At 50.4% G+C, this 17773-nt stretch carries 18 protein-coding genes; 16 read left to right on the forward strand and 2 right to left on the reverse strand.

Going from position 1 to position 17773, the window contains the following annotated elements; translation table 11 throughout:
• Positions 1 to 37: 37 nt before the first annotated feature.
• From odhB to P1U47_RS04455, 10 genes are all read left to right on the forward strand, one after another.
• A complete protein-coding gene (gene odhB / locus P1U47_RS04410; protein WP_301027372.1) occupies positions 38 to 1225 on the forward strand; it encodes a 2-oxoglutarate dehydrogenase complex dihydrolipoyllysine-residue succinyltransferase in 1188 nt (395 codons plus the stop codon).
• Positions 1226 to 1374: 149 nt separating this feature from the next.
• Positions 1375 to 2811 (forward strand): dihydrolipoyl dehydrogenase, encoded by a 1437-nt coding sequence (lpdA, locus tag P1U47_RS04415; protein WP_301027373.1) that lies wholly within the window; start codon positions 1375 to 1377, stop codon positions 2809 to 2811.
• A 140-nt stretch (positions 2812 to 2951) separates the two neighbouring features.
• Complete coding sequence (sucC, locus tag P1U47_RS04420) at positions 2952 to 4118, forward strand: ADP-forming succinate--CoA ligase subunit beta (protein WP_301027374.1); 1167 nt, start codon at positions 2952 to 2954, stop codon at positions 4116 to 4118.
• Positions 4118 to 4990 carry a succinate--CoA ligase subunit alpha gene (gene sucD, locus P1U47_RS04425; protein ID WP_301027375.1) on the forward strand — a complete coding sequence of 291 codons (873 nt, stop codon included), beginning with the start codon at positions 4118 to 4120 and terminating at the stop codon, positions 4988 to 4990. Before sucC ends, sucD begins: the two co-directional genes overlap by 1 nt.
• Before the next feature lie 151 nt (positions 4991 to 5141).
• Entirely contained in the window at positions 5142 to 5741 is a 600-nt protein-coding gene (locus P1U47_RS04430; RefSeq protein WP_301027376.1) for a TetR/AcrR family transcriptional regulator, read from the forward strand.
• Positions 5742 to 5760: 19 nt separating this feature from the next.
• A complete protein-coding gene (locus P1U47_RS04435; protein WP_301027377.1) occupies positions 5761 to 7440 on the forward strand; it encodes an acyl-CoA dehydrogenase family protein in 1680 nt (559 codons plus the stop codon).
• 101 nt (positions 7441 to 7541) lie between these two features.
• A complete protein-coding gene (gene htpG, locus P1U47_RS04440; protein ID WP_301027378.1) occupies positions 7542 to 9446 on the forward strand; it encodes a molecular chaperone HtpG in 1905 nt (634 codons plus the stop codon).
• Between the two features lie 89 nt (positions 9447 to 9535).
• Positions 9536 to 10552 (forward strand): NAD(P)H-dependent glycerol-3-phosphate dehydrogenase, encoded by a 1017-nt coding sequence (locus tag P1U47_RS04445; protein ID WP_301027379.1) that lies wholly within the window; start codon positions 9536 to 9538, stop codon positions 10550 to 10552.
• Positions 10553 to 10609: 57 nt separating this feature from the next.
• Positions 10610 to 11089 (forward strand): histidine phosphatase family protein, encoded by a 480-nt coding sequence (locus P1U47_RS04450; RefSeq protein ID WP_301027380.1) that lies wholly within the window; start codon positions 10610 to 10612, stop codon positions 11087 to 11089.
• Between the two features lie 48 nt (positions 11090 to 11137).
• Positions 11138 to 12004 carry an alpha/beta hydrolase gene (locus tag P1U47_RS04455; protein ID WP_301027381.1) on the forward strand — a complete coding sequence of 289 codons (867 nt, stop codon included), beginning with the start codon at positions 11138 to 11140 and terminating at the stop codon, positions 12002 to 12004.
• A gap of 77 nt (positions 12005 to 12081) precedes the next feature.
• Here the strand turns inward: P1U47_RS04455 and folE are convergent, their stop codons facing one another.
• The gene (folE, locus tag P1U47_RS04460) at positions 12082 to 12630 is read right to left on the reverse strand and encodes a GTP cyclohydrolase I FolE (protein ID WP_301027382.1); all 549 of its coding nucleotides are present in this window, start codon (positions 12628 to 12630) and stop codon (positions 12082 to 12084) included.
• 147 nt (positions 12631 to 12777) lie between these two features.
• Here folE and prmB point away from each other — a divergent pair, with 147 nt between their 5' ends.
• The 5 genes from prmB (at position 12778) to P1U47_RS04485 (ending at position 16842) form a co-directional block, all read left to right on the forward strand.
• The gene (prmB, locus tag P1U47_RS04465; protein WP_301027383.1) at positions 12778 to 13695 is read left to right on the forward strand and encodes a 50S ribosomal protein L3 N(5)-glutamine methyltransferase; all 918 of its coding nucleotides are present in this window, start codon (positions 12778 to 12780) and stop codon (positions 13693 to 13695) included.
• 106 nt (positions 13696 to 13801) lie between these two features.
• The gene (gene aroC, locus P1U47_RS04470; protein ID WP_301027384.1) at positions 13802 to 14902 is read left to right on the forward strand and encodes a chorismate synthase; all 1101 of its coding nucleotides are present in this window, start codon (positions 13802 to 13804) and stop codon (positions 14900 to 14902) included.
• A 7-nt stretch (positions 14903 to 14909) separates the two neighbouring features.
• A complete protein-coding gene (locus tag P1U47_RS04475; RefSeq protein WP_301027385.1) occupies positions 14910 to 16076 on the forward strand; it encodes an MFS transporter in 1167 nt (388 codons plus the stop codon).
• Positions 16077 to 16139: 63 nt separating this feature from the next.
• Positions 16140 to 16571, forward strand: a complete 432-nt coding sequence (locus P1U47_RS04480; protein WP_301027386.1) for a hypothetical protein — start codon at positions 16140 to 16142, stop codon at positions 16569 to 16571.
• Between the two features lie 46 nt (positions 16572 to 16617).
• Complete coding sequence (locus P1U47_RS04485) at positions 16618 to 16842, forward strand: hypothetical protein (protein ID WP_301027387.1); 225 nt, start codon at positions 16618 to 16620, stop codon at positions 16840 to 16842.
• Positions 16843 to 16851: 9 nt separating this feature from the next.
• Here the strand turns inward: P1U47_RS04485 and P1U47_RS04490 are convergent, their stop codons facing one another.
• The gene (locus tag P1U47_RS04490) at positions 16852 to 17370 is read right to left on the reverse strand and encodes an ACT domain-containing protein (RefSeq protein ID WP_301027388.1); all 519 of its coding nucleotides are present in this window, start codon (positions 17368 to 17370) and stop codon (positions 16852 to 16854) included.
• Positions 17371 to 17446: 76 nt separating this feature from the next.
• Here P1U47_RS04490 and P1U47_RS04495 point away from each other — a divergent pair, with 76 nt between their 5' ends.
• Complete coding sequence (locus P1U47_RS04495; RefSeq protein ID WP_301027389.1) at positions 17447 to 17773, forward strand: MTH1187 family thiamine-binding protein; 327 nt, start codon at positions 17447 to 17449, stop codon at positions 17771 to 17773.

The following is a 17773-nucleotide window of genomic DNA, read 5'->3' on the forward strand; positions in this document are numbered from 1 at the left end:
CTGTCTCGTACAGCGATATTAATTGACAGGAATAATGATGAGCATTGAAATAAAAGCGCCGACCTTTCCAGAATCCGTCGCCGATGGTTCTATCGCAACATGGCATAAGCAAGTTGGTGAAGCGGTAAAACGTGATGAGCCGCTGGTAGACATCGAAACAGACAAAGTGGTGCTTGAGGTTGTTGCACCCGCTGACGGCGTACTCAAAGAAATTTTAAAGCCTGAAGGCGAGACCGTGCTGAGTGATGAAGTGGTTGCGGTTTTTGAGGAGGGCGCTGCTGCAGCGCCTAGCGCAGCACCCGCGGCAGCTGCTGCCGAGCCGGCAGCAGCAAGCCAAGAGCTAAAAGTTAGCCCCGCTGCTCGCAAAATGCTCGAAGAAAAAGGCATAGATGCCAGCGCAGTTACTGGCACCGGCAAAGGCGGCGTAATTACCAAAGAAGATGTTGCCAACTTTAAACCTGCAGCGCCTGTCGCGGCGCCAGCGGTTAAGCCTGCTGCCGTTGTTGATGTGCCGGCTGGCGAGCGTGTTGAAAAACGCGTGCCGATGACCCGTTTACGCAAGCGTATTGCCGAGCGTTTGTTGGAAGCTACCCACACTACCGCCATGCTGACGACCTTTAACGAGGTTAATATGAAGCCGGTAATGGACTTGCGCAGTCAGTATAAAGACCTGTTTGAAAAGTCACATAACGGCACGCGTCTAGGTTTTATGGGCTTCTTTGTTAAAGCAGCCTGCGAAGCATTGAAGCGCTTCCCAGAAGTGAACGCGTCCATTGACGGCGATGACGTTGTTTACCACGGTTATCAAGACGTTGGTGTAGCCGTTTCTACCGAGAAAGGCTTGGTTGTTCCAGTGTTGCGCGACGCTGAAAATATGAGCATGGCCCGAATCGAAGAAAAGATTCGTGAATACGGTCTGCGTGCTAAAGACGGCAAACTCAGCATGGAAGACATGACTGGCGGTACCTTTACAATCACCAACGGTGGTGTGTTTGGTTCGCTATTGTCTACGCCCATTTTGAACCCGCCGCAAACCGCTATTTTGGGTATGCACAAAATCCAAGATCGGCCAATGGCGGTGAATGGCGAAGTCGTTATTTTACCGATGATGTACTTGGCGCTGTCCTACGATCATCGTTTGGTTGACGGTAAAGACGCGGTGAAATTCTTGGTGGCGATCAAAGATTTAATCGAAGACCCGGCTCGAATTTTGCTCGAAGTGTAAGGTTTAAGTAAAAGCGAATATACCGATGTCAGTGTAAATGCCATTTAGGCGGTTTGAATTGCTTGTATAGTTCATCCGCCTTGTAATTCTTGCCGGCCTTTAAGGTTTTTTACAAACCTTAAAGGCCGGCAAAAGAACGGGAAGTGACAATGTCAAAATTTGATGTGGTAGTGATTGGTTCTGGCCCAGCGGGTTATGTAGCGGCAATTCGTGCGGCGCAGCTGGGTATGAAAACAGCCTGTATAGAAAAGGCCCGCAATAAATCCGATAAGCTGGCCCTAGGTGGTACCTGCTTAAACGTTGGTTGTATCCCGTCTAAGGCGCTGTTGGATAGCAGCTATAAATACCATGAAGTAAAAGACAATTTTGCGGTGCACGGGATTACTACCGGCGACGTAAGCATGGATGTGCCAGCAATGATCAAGCGCAAAGATGCGGTTGTTGCCCAAATGATTGGCGGTATTGGTGGCTTGTTCCAGGCGAATGGCGTTACCGCAATTGAGGGTACTGGCAAGGTACTTGCTGGTAAAAAAGTTGAAGTGACTGCCGCCGATGGCAGTGTTTCGGTACTAGAAGCGGTCAATATAATTATTGCCACGGGTTCAGTGCCAGTGGCGATACCGCCAGCTCCAGTGGATCAAGATATTATTGTAGATTCAACCGGCGCTTTAGAATTTCAGAGCGTGCCAGGTAAGCTTGGCGTGATCGGTGCGGGTGTTATTGGTCTGGAGTTGGGCAGTGTTTGGTCGCGCTTAGGCAGCGAAGTAGTGGTTCTTGAAGCCTTAGATACTTTCTTGCCAGCAGTAGATGGTCAAATTGCCAAGGAAGCTGCCAAAGTCTTTAAAAAGCAGGGCTTGGATATTCGTTTGGGCGCACGGGTTACTGGCACTAAAACGAATAAAGGTAAAGTTGAGGTTAATTACACTTACAAAGACGAAGAAAAATCTGAAACCTTCGACAAGCTAATTGTTTGCGTAGGCCGCAAACCGTTAAGTACAGGCTTATTGGCGGCGGATTGTGGAGTAAACCTCGACGAGCGCGGCTTTATTTTTGTTAACGATTATTGTGAAACCGATGCGGCAGGTATTTACGCCGTGGGTGATATTGTCCGCGGTCCAATGCTTGCCCATAAAGGATCTGAGGAAGGCGTAATGGTTGTCGAGCGTATCGCTGGGCACAAAATTGCGATGAATTACGACTGTATTCCTTCAGTAATTTACACTCATCCCGAAATTGCAGGTGTTGGTAAGACTGAAGAGCAGCTTAAAGCAGACGGTATTCCCTATAAAGTGGGTACTTTCCCGTTTGCGGCCATTGGTCGCGCGGTGGCGGCGGATGATGCCACGGGCATGGTTAAAATGATTGCTCACGAAGAGACCGACCGTATTTTGGGCTGCCATATCATTGGTGCCAGCGCCGCAGATTTGGTGCAACAGATTGTAATCGCTATGGAATTTGGCTCATCTGCAGAAGATATTGGCCTGACCGTATTTGGTCATCCAACACTTTCTGAGGCCGTCCACGAGGCCGCGTTAGCGGTAAATGGACAGGCTATTCATATGCCAAATCGCAAGAAGCGTAAATAGATTTGCGGTAGTGCGCGAAATTCGGGAAAATACGCATCCCGAATTCGCGTTGTTATTGCAATGTGCAGAGGGAGCGGGCCAAGTCACTGACAGGATCTAACTCGCTTAACACTTCCACAGACCGAGATGGTAATTCCAACATGAACCTTCACGAGTACCAGGGCAAACAGTTGTTTGCTGAATACGGGCTACCTGTTTCTATAGGTTACGCCTGTGATACCCCGGAAGAAGCTGCAGCAGCGGCTGATAAAATTGGCGGTGATAAATGGGTTGTTAAAGCCCAGGTTCACGCCGGTGGCCGAGGCAAAGCTGGCGGCGTTAAGCTGGTTAGCAGCAAAGAAGAGATCGCGGCATTTGCTGAAAAGTGGCTGGGCAAAAACCTAGTAACCTATCAGACCGATGAGCATGGTCAGCCAGTGTCTAAAATCCTAGTTGAATCTTGCACTGATATCGATCAAGAATTGTACTTAGGTGCAGTAGTAGACCGTTCATCACGTCGTATCGTTTTCATGGCATCTACCGAAGGTGGTGTTGAAATCGAGAAAGTTGCTGAAGAGACTCCAGAAAAGATTCTTAAAGCAATTATCGATCCGATGACTGGTGCGCAGCCTTACCAAGGGCGTGAATTGGCTTTCCAGTTGGGTTTAAACCCAACTCAGGTTAAACAGTTTGTTAAGATCTTCTTGGGCTTGGCGCAATTATTCCAAGACAAAGATTTAGCCCTGATGGAAATCAACCCATTGGTTATCACCAGCGAAGGCAATCTGCACTGCTTGGATGCCAAGTTGGTTGTTGATGGCAACGCTATGTACCGTCACCCTGAGCTGAAGGCAATGCATGATCCTTCTCAGGAAGACGAGCGCGAAGCGCGTGCGGCAGAGTGGGATCTTAACTATGTTGCCCTTACTGGTAACATCGGTTGCATGGTAAACGGCGCTGGTCTGGCCATGGGTACCATGGATATCGTTTCTCTGCACGGCGGTTTCCCTGCTAACTTCCTTGACGTTGGTGGTGGTGCAACTAAAGAACGTGTTACTGAAGCTTTCAAAATTATCCTCGAAGACACCAATGTTAAAGCGGTATTGGTTAACATCTTTGGCGGTATCGTACGCTGCGACCTGATTGCCGAAGGTATTATTGGTGCAGTGAAAGAAGTGGGCGTTACCGTACCGGTTGTGGTTCGCTTAGAAGGTAACAATGCAGAGCTGGGTTCTAAACTGCTGTCTGATTCTGGCCTCGATATCATCGCGGCAACCAGTCTAACTGACGCGGCTGAGCAAGCTGTTAAAGCAGCAGGGGGCAAATAATGTCTATTCTTATCGACAAAAACACCAAGGTAATCTGTCAAGGTTTCACTGGCGGTCAGGGCACGTTCCACTCTGAGCAAGCAATTGCTTATGGCACGCAGATGGTTGGCGGTGTAACGCCAGGTAAAGGCGGCACTGAGCACCTTGGTCTGCCCGTGTTTAACACAGTTAAAGAAGCTGTTGACGCAACTGGCGCAGACGCATCAGTAATTTACGTACCTGCTGCTTTCTGTAAGGATTCTATCCTTGAAGCAGCTAATTCAGGCATCAAGCTGATTGTATGTATTACTGAGCACATCCCAGTAATGGATATGCTTGAGTGTAAAGTGAAGTGTGACGAAATGGGCGTTCGCCTGATCGGACCTAACTGCCCAGGTGTTATCACCCCAGGTCAGTGCAAGATCGGTATTATGCCTGGTCACATTCATTTGCCAGGTAAAGTCGGTATTGTTTCGCGTTCAGGTACCCTGACGTACGAAGCAGTTAAGCAGACTACTGACTATGGCTTTGGCCAGTCTACCTGTGTTGGTATCGGTGGTGATCCGATTCCTGGCTCTAACTTCATTGATATTCTCGCCTTATTCGAGAAAGATCCTGCGACCGAAGCGATTGTTATGATCGGTGAGATTGGCGGTTCTGCTGAAGAAGAAGCGGCTGCATATATTAAAGCTCACGTAACCAAGCCTGTTGTGTCTTACATTGCCGGTGTTACTGCACCTGCTGGTAAGCGCATGGGTCACGCTGGCGCCATTATTTCTGGTGGTAAAGGTACTGCAGACGAGAAGTTTGCGGCACTAGAAGATGCTGGTGTTAAAACTGTTCGCTCGCTTGCGGACATCGGCAAAGCACTGAAAGAAATTACCGGCTGGTAAGTTCGGCATGCTTTGTTAGAAAAGGCGGCTTCGGCCGCCTTTTTGCATTCTGGCAACTCACTTTGGGTGATGTCTTTTGTACGGAGAGATGCTTCTTGTTTAAAGGTGTGAATCATGGCTCACTTGTTTGCGTTGAAGGTAGGTAAACAGCATGGCATATCGTGAGACGGATTTAGTGAGGCAGCGCAAAGTGGCGCAAAAATCCGGTTTGCTGCACACCGCCGAAGCTTTGGTACGGGAGGGCGGCTTCGCTGCACTCACCATTCAAGCGGTAGCGGAAGGCGCGGGCATTGGTGTGGGCACGGTTTACCGCTATTTCAGCGGTAAGGATGAGCTGGCGACGGAGGTGTTTAAACGCGCGACAAGTCGCGAAGTCAGTGCCGTGCGCGAGGCGCTGAACGGCGGTGGCGGTCCCGCTGCGTGTTTGGCCACGGCCGTGGAAGTTTTTGCGGTGCGTGCGTTTGCGGCGCCTAAACTAGCCTGGGCGCTCATAGCTGAGCCGGTCGACCCAGCGGTAGATATAGCTAGATTACAGTATCGAAAAACCTATACCGCGCTGTTCGAAACAGTGGTTCAGAATGGAATAGTAAGTGGCGAGTTTGCTCCGCAGAGTGCGGCGCTTTCGGCCGCGGCCTTGGTTGGCGCAATGGCAGAAAGCTTACTAGGGCCTCTTGATAGCCCAGTCTGCGATGCGGATACGATTGCCGCGTTGCGATTATTTTGTCTGCGTGCCGTTGGAGCGCGATGTTGATTTTATAGAGGAATACATAATGCCAGTGATTAACTCAGGTGTAGATGCCGATACCCTAAACCTCCCAGATACCCATGAGGTATTTAATCAGCCGCTGGCCTTAGAAAATTACAATCTTTTCAGTAGCGATCTCGCTTTACAGCAAGCCCTTAAGGCGAATGGCAGTGTCGATGAGGGCGTGCTTACGGCCTACGGGGAGCGCTGCGGTCGCGCTGAGGTGATTAACTGGGGTTATGAAGCCAACGACAATAAGCCCCAGCTCGATACCCACGATCGTTTCGGCCATCGCGTGGATTCAGTCCGGTTTCATCCCGCCTATCATCAGTTAATGGATATGGCCTTAAGCGCTGGGATTCACTCTGGGCCATGGCGGGCAGAGGCTAAACACGCCCATGTTCAACGCGCCGCTCTTAGTTATATGCAATCGCAAATAGATGCCGGTCACGGCTGTCCCTTAACCATGACCTTTGCCTCAGTGCCGACCCTGCAATTAACACCGAGCCTTGCCGATGCGTGGCTGCCTAAAATTCTAGAAAACGCCTACCAGCCAGACAATATTCCCTATTTTGAAAAACGCGCCGTGACCATTGGCATGGGCATGACCGAAAAGCAGGGCGGCTCTGATGTTCAAGCTAATACCACCAACGCAACTCCGCTAAGTGGTCGTGGTGGCGGGGCGTTGTATGCCCTAAATGGCCATAAGTGGTTCTTGTCGGCGCCAATGTGCGACGCGTTTCTGATGTTGGCTAAAACCGAGGGGGGCTTAAGTTGCTTTTTGGTGCCGCGTTGGCGTGAAGACGGTCAGAAAAATGGCCTGTATTTGCAGCGGCTAAAGAACAAAATGGGCAATGTGTCGAACGCCTCATCAGAGGTCGAATTGCGGCAGGCGCATGGCTGGCTGGTTGGTGAGGAGGGACGGGGGGTTCCCGCTATTATAGAGATGGTCGCACTGACCCGCTTCGATTGCATGGTTGGCTCTAGCGCTGGTCAACGTCAGGCGGTGGTGCAGGCGGTCCATCACGCGCGCAATCGCCAAGCGTTTGGCGCGCGACTAATTGATCAGCCGCTAATGCAGAATGTATTGGCCGATTTGCAACTAGAAGTCGAGGGCTCCTTGGCGCTGACCATGCGCATGGCAAGGGCCTTAGATAATGCCGGTGATCCGGCCGAACAATTATTGATGCGCCTCGGCACTGCAGTTGGTAAGTTCTGGATCTGTAAACGCACGCCAGCTCACGCCTATGAGGCCATGGAGTGCTTGGGCGGCAATGGCGTGATAGAAAACTGCATCATGCCGCGGCTGTATCGCGAAGCACCGATCAATGCTATTTGGGAGGGTTCGGGCAATATTCAAGCCTTGGATGTATTGCGTGCCATTACTAAAACGCCGGCGGTGTTAGATCAGTGGTTTAAGGAGTTAGGCGGCTCGGCTGGCATGTTTGTGGAATTGGACGCCGCGGTAAGCCAATTGCGGGATGCCTTTAAAACTATGCGCGATCCCGCTTATCAAGCTCGGCAGTTGCTTGAACAGCTCGCCTTGACGATGCAGGCCTCGCTGCTAGCGCGCTATGCGCCCAATGCGGTTGCTGATGCTTTTGTGCGTTCACGCCTAAGCGGGCGTAACGCGATTTATGGCTGCCTGCCGGAGGGTGTCGATTTGTCGGCGATATTGAATCGAGTGCTGCCTGAGCAATATTAACGTCACGGAACTCTTGAAAACCGTCTAAAAGTCCCCATCTTTCAAATACTGTCCGTCTCAAGCGGCGGACATACTTAATTCAGTATTAAAAGGTGGAAATAATGTCAACAGCAGAAAAAGAAACGCTGGGTTTTCAAACCGAAGCTAAGCAAATGCTTCAGTTAATGATTCACTCAATGTATAGCAATAAAGAAATTTTTCTTCGCGAGCTGGTTTCTAATGCGTCCGATGCCGCAGACAAACTTCGTTACGAAGCGCTGGCCGATGGCGCGCTCTACGAAAATGATCCAGATTTACGCATCCGTATTACCCTCGATAAAGACGCCAATACCCTGACCCTCAGCGACAACGGTATTGGTATGTCTCGTGAGGAAGTGATTAATAATTTGGGTACCATCGCTCGCTCGGGCACCGCCGAATTTTTGAAAAATCTCAGTGGTGACGGAAAAAAAGATTCTCAGTTAATTGGTCAGTTCGGTGTTGGTTTCTATTCGGCCTTTATTGTTGCTGAGCGGGTTGAAGTATTTACTCGTCGCGCGGGCTTAACGGCGACAGATGCTGTGCATTGGGAGTCCACCGGCGAAGCCGATTTCTCAATTGAATCGTGTGAAAAAGCCGATCGCGGTACCACCGTAGTTCTACATTTACGCAAAGAAGACACTGAATTTACCGATGATTGGCGGGTGCGCTCAATTATCAAGAAATACTCCGATCACATCAGTATTCCAGTGCAAATGCTGGAAAACGTGCCGGCCGCCAAAGAAGGCGAAGAGCAGAAAGTAGCCGAATTTGAAGCAGTAAACAGTGCAACAGCCCTGTGGACGCGCTCGCGCAGCGAGGTTACTGACGAAGAGTATCAGGCCTTTTATAAGCATGTTAGTCACGACTTTAGTCCGGCCCTGCACTGGAGCCACAATAAAGTAGAAGGTAAGTTGGAATACACCAGCCTGCTGTATCTTCCTGGCCAAGCGCCGATGGATCTGTGGAATCGTGACGCGGCGCGGGGTTTGAAACTCTATGTGCAGCGCACGTTCATCATGGATGACGCTGATCAGTTTCTGCCGCTTTATTTGCGTTTTGTGAAAGGGGTCATCGACTCCAACGATTTGTCTTTGAATGTGTCCCGCGAAATTCTTCAGCAAGACCCCGCTGTCGACGCCATGAAGAGTGCGTTAACTAAGCGCGTATTGGATATGTTGAGCAAACTCGCTAAGAGTGATGTTGAGAAGTACCAGCAATTCTGGAAAACCTTTGGCCAGACCATGAAAGAAGGCCCGGCTGAAGATTTTAGCAACAAAGAAAAAATCGCCAAGCTGCTCCGTTTTGCTACTACCCACGACAACAAGGCCGAGCAAACCCATTCGCTGGAAGACTATATTGCGCGAATGAAAGAAGGCCAGACCAAAATTTATTACGTGGTTGGCGAGAGTCACAAAACCGCTTCTAGCAGCCCGCATCTTGAAGTATTCCGCAAAAAAGGTATCGAAGTCTTGTTGCTGTCTGAGCGTGTCGACGACTGGCTGATGAATCATCTTGCAGAGTTTGATGGCAAAGCGTTCTTGGATGTTGGACGCGGTGACTTGGATCTTGGCGCCCTTGAGAACGAAGAGGAGAAAAAGGCGCATGAGGAATTAGCTGAGTCGCATAAAGACTTGGTTGAACGCGTAAATGCGGTTTTGACTGACAAGGTTGAAACCGTGCGGGTGACTAGCCGTTTAACTGAATCGCCGGCGTGTTTGGTGGTTACCGAAGACGATATGGGTGCGCAAATGCGCAGAATGCTCGAGGCCGCTGGCCAAGCTCTGCCGCCAAGCAAGCCTGTCTTCGAATTAAACCCCGAACATCCCTTGGTGCTTAAGCTTGATAAAGAAGCTGATGAAGATCGCTTTGCTGATCTGGTGGGTATTCTCTTTGATCAAGCCCACTTAGCGGAGGGCGCGCAGCTAGACGATCCGGCGAGCTATGTGCACAAACTGAATAAATTACTTTTAGAGTTGAGTGCATAATTAATAAAAAGGCGGCGAAAGCCGCCTTTTTTGTTTCAGTCTCCAGCAGCAATGATAAACTCATAGCAAATAAAGAATGGGTGTGAACTATGGGTAATAAGTATAAGGTTGCCATCATTGGCGGCGGTAGTTTTGGTACCGCAATAGCAAATATCATGGCTGATAATGGTCATGATACTTGCCAGTGGATGAGAACTGCTGAGCGAGTGGATGAGGTAAATACCAAGCACAGCAATGAAGTTTATCTTCCTGGGATTCAATTAAATCCAGCCCTGCGCGCCAGCACGGATTTGCGGGAAACCGTAGCCGGCTGTAATGCAGTATTTTTCTCTATTCCCAGTAAGTCCAGTCGTGACGTTGCAAGGCAGCTTGCCGACTGTATTGCCCCTGGCACAATCTTGGTAAGTACGACCAAGGGCATCGAGTTTGAATCCAATAAGTTGATGAGCCAAGTGTTAAAAGAAGAATTACCCCAGGTGCGCCTTGGGGTAATGAGTGGTCCCAATCTTGCCAAAGAGTTGGCGGCCCGCATGATTACCGGCACCGTTATTGCCAGTGAAGACGAAGGTGTGACCACGACCATTCAAGAACTGTTGCAGTGCTCGTATTTTCGGGTGTATGCAGGTAGTGATATGTATGGTGTGGAATTAGCGGGGGCCCTGAAAAATGTTTACGCAATTACGGCTGGTATGGCGGCGGCACTGGGCTGTGGCCACAACACCATCAGTATGCTAATTACCCGCAGCTTGGCAGAGATGAGTCGCTATGCGGTGATTAAGGGTGCAGACCCGCTGACCTTTTTGGGTTTGGCTGGGGTAGGGGATTTATTTGTTACCTGTACTTCGCCGCTGAGTCGCAATTACCGCGTTGGCTATGAACTGGGCCAGGGCCGCGATCTTAATGAGGTGGTTGAAAGCCTCGGTCAGGTCGCCGAAGGGGTCAACACCCTCCGTTTGATGAAGGAGCAATCTGAGCTTCTCGATATCTATATGCCCTTGGTGCATGGTCTCTACGACATTATTTACAATGGTCGCAAGGTCAGCGAGGTCATCGGCACCATGATGTGCGCAGAACAAAATCGCGATGTTGAGTTTACCCTACAATAATTAGGTAAATAGATAATTAACAGAGGCGCGAAAATAGGTAAGGTTAAATAGGGATTTATGGAGATTTTGCTAGTTCGTCACGGCGCCGCGTCGTGGGATACCAAGACTGATATTGAGCGGACCCTAACTGAAGTAGGCGAGACTGAGGTGAATGCCGCCGCAGGGTGGCTGGCTACTACGGATTGGACGCCGGACGAAGTATGGGTGAGTCCCTATAAGCGCGCCGGCGAAACTGCGGCAATATTCAACCGCAGCTGGCAGTTGCGCTTACGCATTAAATCATCACTAAGCCCCGATACTCCGCTGTCTGAGCTGGAAACAATGCTAAGCACCTTTCGTGGTGAACGTTTGCTTCTAGTTGCCCACAATCCCTTGCTGAGTAATGCTATTAACCATTGGCATGGCGCTGAGGCTCAGAGCTATTGGGGAATGCAAACCGCCAGTATGGCCATGTTGACGGCGGAGGTTTTTTCGCAAGGGTGCGCCACTTTACAGTGGCTGCGTCACTACCCAAATTACAGTCACAATGGCTGCTAAGTAGATATGAGTGAATATTACTGCTGATTGAACTGCGGAGTTAATGGAATGCCTGAATCCCAAGAGCGCCGGTTTTTAGTCGACGGACTCAACATCTGTGCAAAGCAATGGCGCAGCACTGGCATTCCAGCGATTGCATTGCACGGTTGGCTAGATAATGCCGCCAGCTTTGACGCCTTGGCGAGTGCGCTACCCGAATTGCAGTTACTGGCCTTGGATATGCCGGGACACGGCTTAAGTGATCACAAGCCGGCATCTGGAAATTACGCCATATGGGATGATTTGCGCTTTGTTTTGGCGATTGCCGAGCAAATGGGGTGGCCGCAATTTTTGCTACTCGGTCATTCGCGCGGGGCAATAATGGCTAGCTTGCTGGCTGCAGCTGCACCTGAGCGAATATCCCATTTGATTTGTGTGGATGGACTACTCCCTGAACCCCAAGACCCTACTGATTTTACCGTTCAGCTCGGCCGTTATTTGAAAGATTTTGGCCAGGCAAGTCGCGGTGATAAAGGTCATGGGAGTTTTGCGGAAGCGGTAGCTGTTCGCCGTGCGGTAACGCCGATGTCTGACGTGGCTGCCCGTCTTATTGTTGCTCGTGGCAGTTATCGCGACGCTGCAGGCCGGGTGTTTTGGCGCAGTGATCGCCGGCTTAAGCTGGCTTCGCCAGTGAAGCTAAGTGTGGCGCAGTTGCAGGCAACGATGTCCGCCATTACGGCGCCCAGTTTATTAATTGTTGCTGATCAAGGCTTTGGTCGCTGGCAGTCTAAATTGCCATTAGGGTTAATGGCTAAGTTTGAAGTGCATACTATTGTTGGCGAGCACCACTGCCACATGGATGCGCAGGCGCTGGAAATGGCGGAGTGGATCCGATCGTTTTTGAGCCGCAATGGCGTGGAGGAGGATGAGGATTAAGGCTTTAGCGTGATGATCAGCCAGATACAAAAAAGCCCCTTAATTAAGGGGCTTTTTTGTATCTGGCTTGTTAATAATTAACTAGGGCGGTTAATCAGCGCCAAAAATTCAGTGCGAGTCGCGTTATTGTCTTTAAACACGCCAAGCATCGCGCTAGTGCGCATAATAGAGTTTTGCTTTTCCACGCCACGCATCATCATGCACATATGCCGAGCTTCAATAATGACACCAACCCCTTCAGAGCCGGTGACTTCCATTATTGTTTTGGCGATCTGGGTAGTAAGGCCTTCCTGGATCTGCAGGCGACGGGCATATAAATCCACAATACGCGCTACTTTCGAGAGACCAAGCACTTTGCCGCTGGGAATGTATGCTACGTGGCATTTGCCAATAAAGGGCAATAAATGGTGTTCACACAGTGAGTAAAGCTCAATGTCTGATACCACTACCATTTCATTGCAATCAGATTCGAAAAGCGCGCCATTAACAACGTCGTCTACGTTGCGGCGATAACCTTCGGTCAAAAATTCAAAGGCTTTGGCGGCGCGAGCGGGCGTGTCGATCAAGCCGTCTCTGCTGGGATCTTCGCCAATTTTTTTTATGATATCTGCAAACGCTTTTTCCACAGGACTTCCTTAGCGCGTTGTCGGGGGGCGAATAGTAACAAACGGGCCATCTGCTGCCAAACATTGTGATACAGCGCATTGCCCTAAGAGCAGGATTATTCCCGCGAGGCAGTGTAAAATTGTACTTTTATGTAACGGGCGGCCCCAGTGAGCAATAGTAGTGAGATCAGTAGCGAACTCCATACGCTTCGCGATTATTTGCGTTGGGGCATTAGTGAGTTTGGTCGGGCGGGGCTATTTTTTGGCCATGGTACTGATAATGCCCTAGATGAGGCGCGGGTACTGGTCTTGCACGGATTGAACTTGCCCCTTGATCTCGATCCGGCGCTACTTGATGCGCGCTTAACGATGTTTGAGCGAGAGCAGGTATTACAACTTATTAAGCGCCGAGTAGAGGAGCGCCTGCCTGCCGCTTATCTCACTCATGAAGCGTGGTTTGCTGGTTTGTCCTTTTATGTGGATGAGCGGGTGTTAGTGCCGCGCTCACCGATTGCCGAACTTATTGGTCAAGGCTTTGAACCGTGGCTCGGAGGCGAATATCCGCTGCGCATTCTTGATTTATGCACCGGCAGCGGTTGCATCGGGATAGCTTGCGCTTATCAGTTTGAAGACGCCAGCGTCGACTTAGTGGATATTTCCCTTGATGCCCTGAATGTTGCCGACATTAATATTGCGCGCCACGAGCTGGGTGATAGGGTGCGTGCGGTCCAGTCGGACGTTTTTGATCTGCTGAGTGGGGAAAAATACGATCTGATTGTGAGTAACCCTCCGTATGTCGATGCAGGGGATCTTGCGACGATGCCAGCGGAGTATCAGCGCGAGCCAGCCCTAGGCTTGGCCTCTGGCCCAGATGGTCTCGATATTACGCGCCGAATTCTGCGCGAGGCAGCTGACTATCTAAACGATAACGGAGTATTGATTGTTGAAGTGGGCAATAGCTGTATTGCCTTAGACGCGGCGTTTCCGCTGGTGCCCTTTATGTGGCTGGAGTTTGAACACGGTGGTCATGGGGTGTTTGTGATAACCCGCGAGCAATTACTTGAAAATGCGGCGAGTTTTGCGTGAGTTTCTGACCTTGTCTGCGCTTTATCGTATAATTCTTTATTAATGATCTTTGGCCCGCAACGAACCTTGCACAATTGGCCGCACATAAACAGTTTTGGGATAATCAATGTCAGGTAATAGCATCGGTAAATTATTCTCTGTCACCACCTTTGGTGAGAGTCACGGCTTGGCGCTGGGTGCCATAATTGATGGCTGCCCACCGGGGCTGGAACTGAGCGAAGCCGATTTGCAGCTTGACCTCGATCGTCGCAAGCCGGGCACCTCACGTTACACCACTCAGCGTCGTGAAGATGATGTGGTTAAAATTCTATCTGGGGTGTTTGAAGGTAAAACCACCGGCACCTCGATTGGCCTGTTAATTGAAAACACCGATCAGCGCTCAAAAGATTACGGCAAGATCAAAGACCGTTTCCGGCCCATGCACGCCGACTACACCTATCAGCAAAAATACGGCAGCCGTGATTACCGCGGTGGCGGTCGCTCATCGGCGCGTGAAACCGCAATGCGAGTGGCGGCTGGTGCGGTTGCCAAAAAATATTTAGCCAGCCATTGCGGTATAGAAGTGCGCGGTTATCTGTCGCAACTTGGTCCAATCGCAATTGATAGCGTGGATTGGAGGGTGGTTGAAACCAATCCCTTCTTTTGTCCAGATGCCGATAAAATTCCGCAGATGGAAGAGTATATGCAGAAGCTGCGTAAAGCTGGCGATTCGGTGGGCGCAAAACTCACCGTGGTGGCGAGTGGTATGCCGGTGGGTTTGGGCGAGCCAGTATTCGATAGGTTAGATGCCGATATCGCCCATGCGCTAATGGGCATAAACGCGGTGAAAGGGGTTGAGATTGGCGCTGGCTTTGACTGCGTGGATGCGCTGGGTAGTGAGCATCGCGACGAACTGACGCCGCAAGGTTTTACCTCGAATAATGCCGGCGGTATTTTAGGCGGTATTTCCAGTGGCCAAGATTTAGTGGCCCATTTAGCTTTAAAACCTACCTCTAGTATTTTGGTGCCCGGCAAAACGGTTGATATTGATGGCAACGCGGTTGAGGTAATTACTACCGGTCGCCACGATCCCTGCGTGGGAATTCGGGCAGTGCCGATTGCCGAAGCCATGGTGGCCATTGTGCTAATGGATCATTTGCTGCGCAATCGCGGCCAAAATGGTGGCGTACAGTCCAGCACCCCTGTGATTCCAGCATCCGCCACTTAAAACCAGTATGAGCGCAGCGCTGCCGTATTGGCGTTTGTCTGGTTTTTATTTCTTTTATTTTGCGCTGTTAGGCACATGGGTGCCTTACTGGTCGCTGTATCTGAAATCATTGGGTTTTAGCTCCGAAGAAATCGGCATTCTGTCGTCCCTCGTGATGGTCACCAAAATAGTGGCGCCCAGCTTATGGGGCTGGCTTGCCGATAATTTTGGCTACCGTAGTCGGATTATTCGGTTGGGTGCCTTTATGGCGACCTTGGCCTTTGTCGGTGTGTATGTGCGCTCTGATTTTTGGTGGCTGGCGGGAGTGATTGTTAGCTACAGTTTCTTCTGGAATGCTGTGCTTGCGCAATTTGATGTATTAACGCTATCGCATCTCAGTGGCCAGTATGGGCGTTATAGCCTGATACGGGTGTGGGGGTCTATTGGCTTTATCTGCGCGGTATTTGCGGTGGGCTGGTGGTTAGATCATCATCCCATTGTGCATTTATTGTATCTCATCACCTTATTGCTGAGCGGTATTTGGCTAGCGAGCTTACTGGTAAACGAGAAGCCCAATGGCCTGCGCCGAGACGCCCAACGGCAATCCTTAAAAGGTATTTTGCGAAAGCCGGCAGTGATCGCCTTTTTCGTGGTGAGTTTTTTCCTGCAATTGTCCCACGGCCCTTACTACACCTTTTTTAGTATATACCTTGAAGCGCAGAGCTATTCCAAAACTGCGATCGGGGGCTTGTGGTCGCTGGGCGTGATTGCCGAAGTGCTGCTGTTTTTGTTTATGCATCGGCTGCTGGCCCGCTACAGTTTGCGGGGTATTGTGCTGTGGAGCTTGGGGCTGTCTTGCCTGCGTTGGCTGCTAATTGCCTATTTTGTGCAGAATCCCGTAGTGTTGGTGTTTGCTCAATGTTTACATGCAGCCAGTTTTGGCAGCTACCATGCGGCGGGGATTGAGATAATTCGCCATTGGTTTACTGGGCATCACGGCCAGGGCATGGCCATGTACAGTGGTTTAAGCTTTGGTTTGGGCGGCGCCTGCGGTGCAGTATTGAGCGGCTGGACTTGGGATCTGAGTGCCCAGCTGTGTTTTACCGCCGCTGGGGTTGCGGCGGCAATTGCGTTTTTTGTGGCCTGGGTCTGGTTTGACTTAAAAACTGAAGCCGAGCCGGTTTCCAGTACATAATCTGCTGGCTCGGTGGGCTGTGCTTTTGTAGACTCGCAGTGGGTATTTTACACAGGTAGCAGTATGGCTCAGGAATCAGTTGTTTACGGTTGTATTACCGATATATTGTTTGCTGGAAATATCGCCGATGTTGCCGACCGACGCGATAATAACCAGCTGGTGACCGCTTTATTACCTGCCGCCGAAGATTGGCCCTTGCTATGTCGCGAGATGTTTTCGGCGCCGCGGCCAGCTTTTGCGTTTGGCGACTGCCAGACCGACGTGATTCACTTTGGCAGCTCTTATAAAGCCATAGAACACGAGTGGGATGAATGGTTGCGGCAGTTCGAAAATATGCTGCATAAAATGTACTGGGTTAGCGCCACTGTGCATTTGCAAACCGCTTACAATGGCAGTCACACCTTTGTTTGGCAGGCAGAAGACGATTTTCACGCGCCGGGCCAAGGCGCGGGTAAATTGCGCTGCGAGTGGGTGCGCGAAGATTTATTGGGTTAAGAAGGGTGCCGACACCCAGAATTTTTCATTTAGCAAAAGGTTTAGCGTGGATAACACTGTCATTCAAGATTATGTAAAGACCTTTAAGCGTTACCGCACCCCAGTGTTGGCGGTATTGGCAACGCTGATGCTGGTGTGTTCTGCGGTGTGGACCTTCGATGTGCCGTGGCAGGACATTGCCAGTTATTTTTTTCTCTGTGTTGCCGGCGTCAGCGTTGTCGCGCTGCTCTCGGCAGCGCTGGTTTTTGCCTTAAAGCGTTTGCGGGGCTAGCCCCGTAACTTAGCTTATAACAATATCAACATCGAGTTGCTCGGCAATAGCGTCGAGACTGTCTTCTAGTTCATCAAAGTTACAGCCGGCGGGCATTTCGGCGCACACATTGGCTTCGAATAAGGCGTCGCCACTCATGGCGGCGCTGGTGACATTCGAACTCATTTCAACCACATTAATCTGCTGCTGTTTAAGCGCGCGGCTTACTTCACGAACAATGCCTGGTCGGTCATTGCCCAGAATATGTAGTTTACATAACTTGCCGCTTCCGCCAGGCGCGGGAGCACTTGCGCCAGGCTGAATATGAATTGTTAAGCCTTCGATGTTTAGGCTAGACAAAGCCTTGCTGAGTTCGTCGAGTTCGGCCTGAGCAACGGCGACCCTAACAATGCCGGCAAATTGGCCGGCGAGCTGGGTCATGCGGCTTTCTAGCCAGTTACCGTGGTGGTCGGCAACAATGTCGGCAAGGCGTTCTACAAGACCAGGGCGATCTTGACCAAGAAAAGTAAAAACCAAAGAGCTGTTCACGGCGTACCCTTATTCGGTAATGATGGTAGTGGTAGAGTATAGTCTGGGCTGAAATAGAGTGTAAGGGAGTAGAGGCATGAAGGTGATTGTCGATTTTTGTTTAACGCCTTTAGAAGCAGAGACTTCACTGACACCGTATAGTGCCGAATGCCAAAAAATTATCGCCAGCTTGGGTTTGTCTCATCAATTGCATGCCTACGGCACCAATATTGAGGGTGAGTGGGAGGTGGTGATGGACGCGGTTAAACGCTGCCATATGCGAGTACATGAAATGGGCGCACCGCGAATATCCACCCAGCTTAAGATTGGCACGCGCAGTGATCGCGAACAAAGTATGGCTGATAAAGTCTCACATGTGCGGGACTATTTAGCGCAGTCTTTAAAGCGCAAGCAAACTCAATAA

This window comes from Zhongshania sp. (assembly GCF_029212375.1).
Taxonomy (GTDB): Bacteria; Pseudomonadota; Gammaproteobacteria; order Pseudomonadales; family Spongiibacteraceae; genus Spongiibacter.

What these genes read in the sequence shown, in the direction of transcription:
- P1U47_RS04435 (WP_301027377.1), top strand. Translation starts at nt 5,761, where the DNA reads ATGCCAGTGATTAACTCAGGTGTAGATGCCGATACCCTAAACCTCCCA.
- P1U47_RS04475 (WP_301027385.1), top strand. Translation starts at nt 14,910, where the DNA reads ATGAGCGCAGCGCTGCCGTATTGGCGTTTGTCTGGTTTTTATTTCTTT.
- P1U47_RS04445 (WP_301027379.1), top strand. Translation starts at nt 9,536, where the DNA reads ATGGGTAATAAGTATAAGGTTGCCATCATTGGCGGCGGTAGTTTTGGT.
- P1U47_RS04495 (WP_301027389.1), top strand. Translation starts at nt 17,447, where the DNA reads ATGAAGGTGATTGTCGATTTTTGTTTAACGCCTTTAGAAGCAGAGACT.
- P1U47_RS04430 (WP_301027376.1), top strand. Translation starts at nt 5,142, where the DNA reads ATGGCATATCGTGAGACGGATTTAGTGAGGCAGCGCAAAGTGGCGCAA.
- P1U47_RS04455 (WP_301027381.1), top strand. Translation starts at nt 11,138, where the DNA reads ATGCCTGAATCCCAAGAGCGCCGGTTTTTAGTCGACGGACTCAACATC.
- P1U47_RS04450 (WP_301027380.1), top strand. Translation starts at nt 10,610, where the DNA reads ATGGAGATTTTGCTAGTTCGTCACGGCGCCGCGTCGTGGGATACCAAG.
- aroC (WP_301027384.1), top strand. Translation starts at nt 13,802, where the DNA reads ATGTCAGGTAATAGCATCGGTAAATTATTCTCTGTCACCACCTTTGGT.
- htpG (WP_301027378.1), top strand. Translation starts at nt 7,542, where the DNA reads ATGTCAACAGCAGAAAAAGAAACGCTGGGTTTTCAAACCGAAGCTAAG.
- sucD (WP_301027375.1), top strand. Translation starts at nt 4,118, where the DNA reads ATGTCTATTCTTATCGACAAAAACACCAAGGTAATCTGTCAAGGTTTC.
- odhB (WP_301027372.1), top strand. Translation starts at nt 38, where the DNA reads ATGAGCATTGAAATAAAAGCGCCGACCTTTCCAGAATCCGTCGCCGAT.
- P1U47_RS04480 (WP_301027386.1), top strand. Translation starts at nt 16,140, where the DNA reads ATGGCTCAGGAATCAGTTGTTTACGGTTGTATTACCGATATATTGTTT.
- sucC (WP_301027374.1), top strand. Translation starts at nt 2,952, where the DNA reads ATGAACCTTCACGAGTACCAGGGCAAACAGTTGTTTGCTGAATACGGG.
- lpdA (WP_301027373.1), top strand. Translation starts at nt 1,375, where the DNA reads ATGTCAAAATTTGATGTGGTAGTGATTGGTTCTGGCCCAGCGGGTTAT.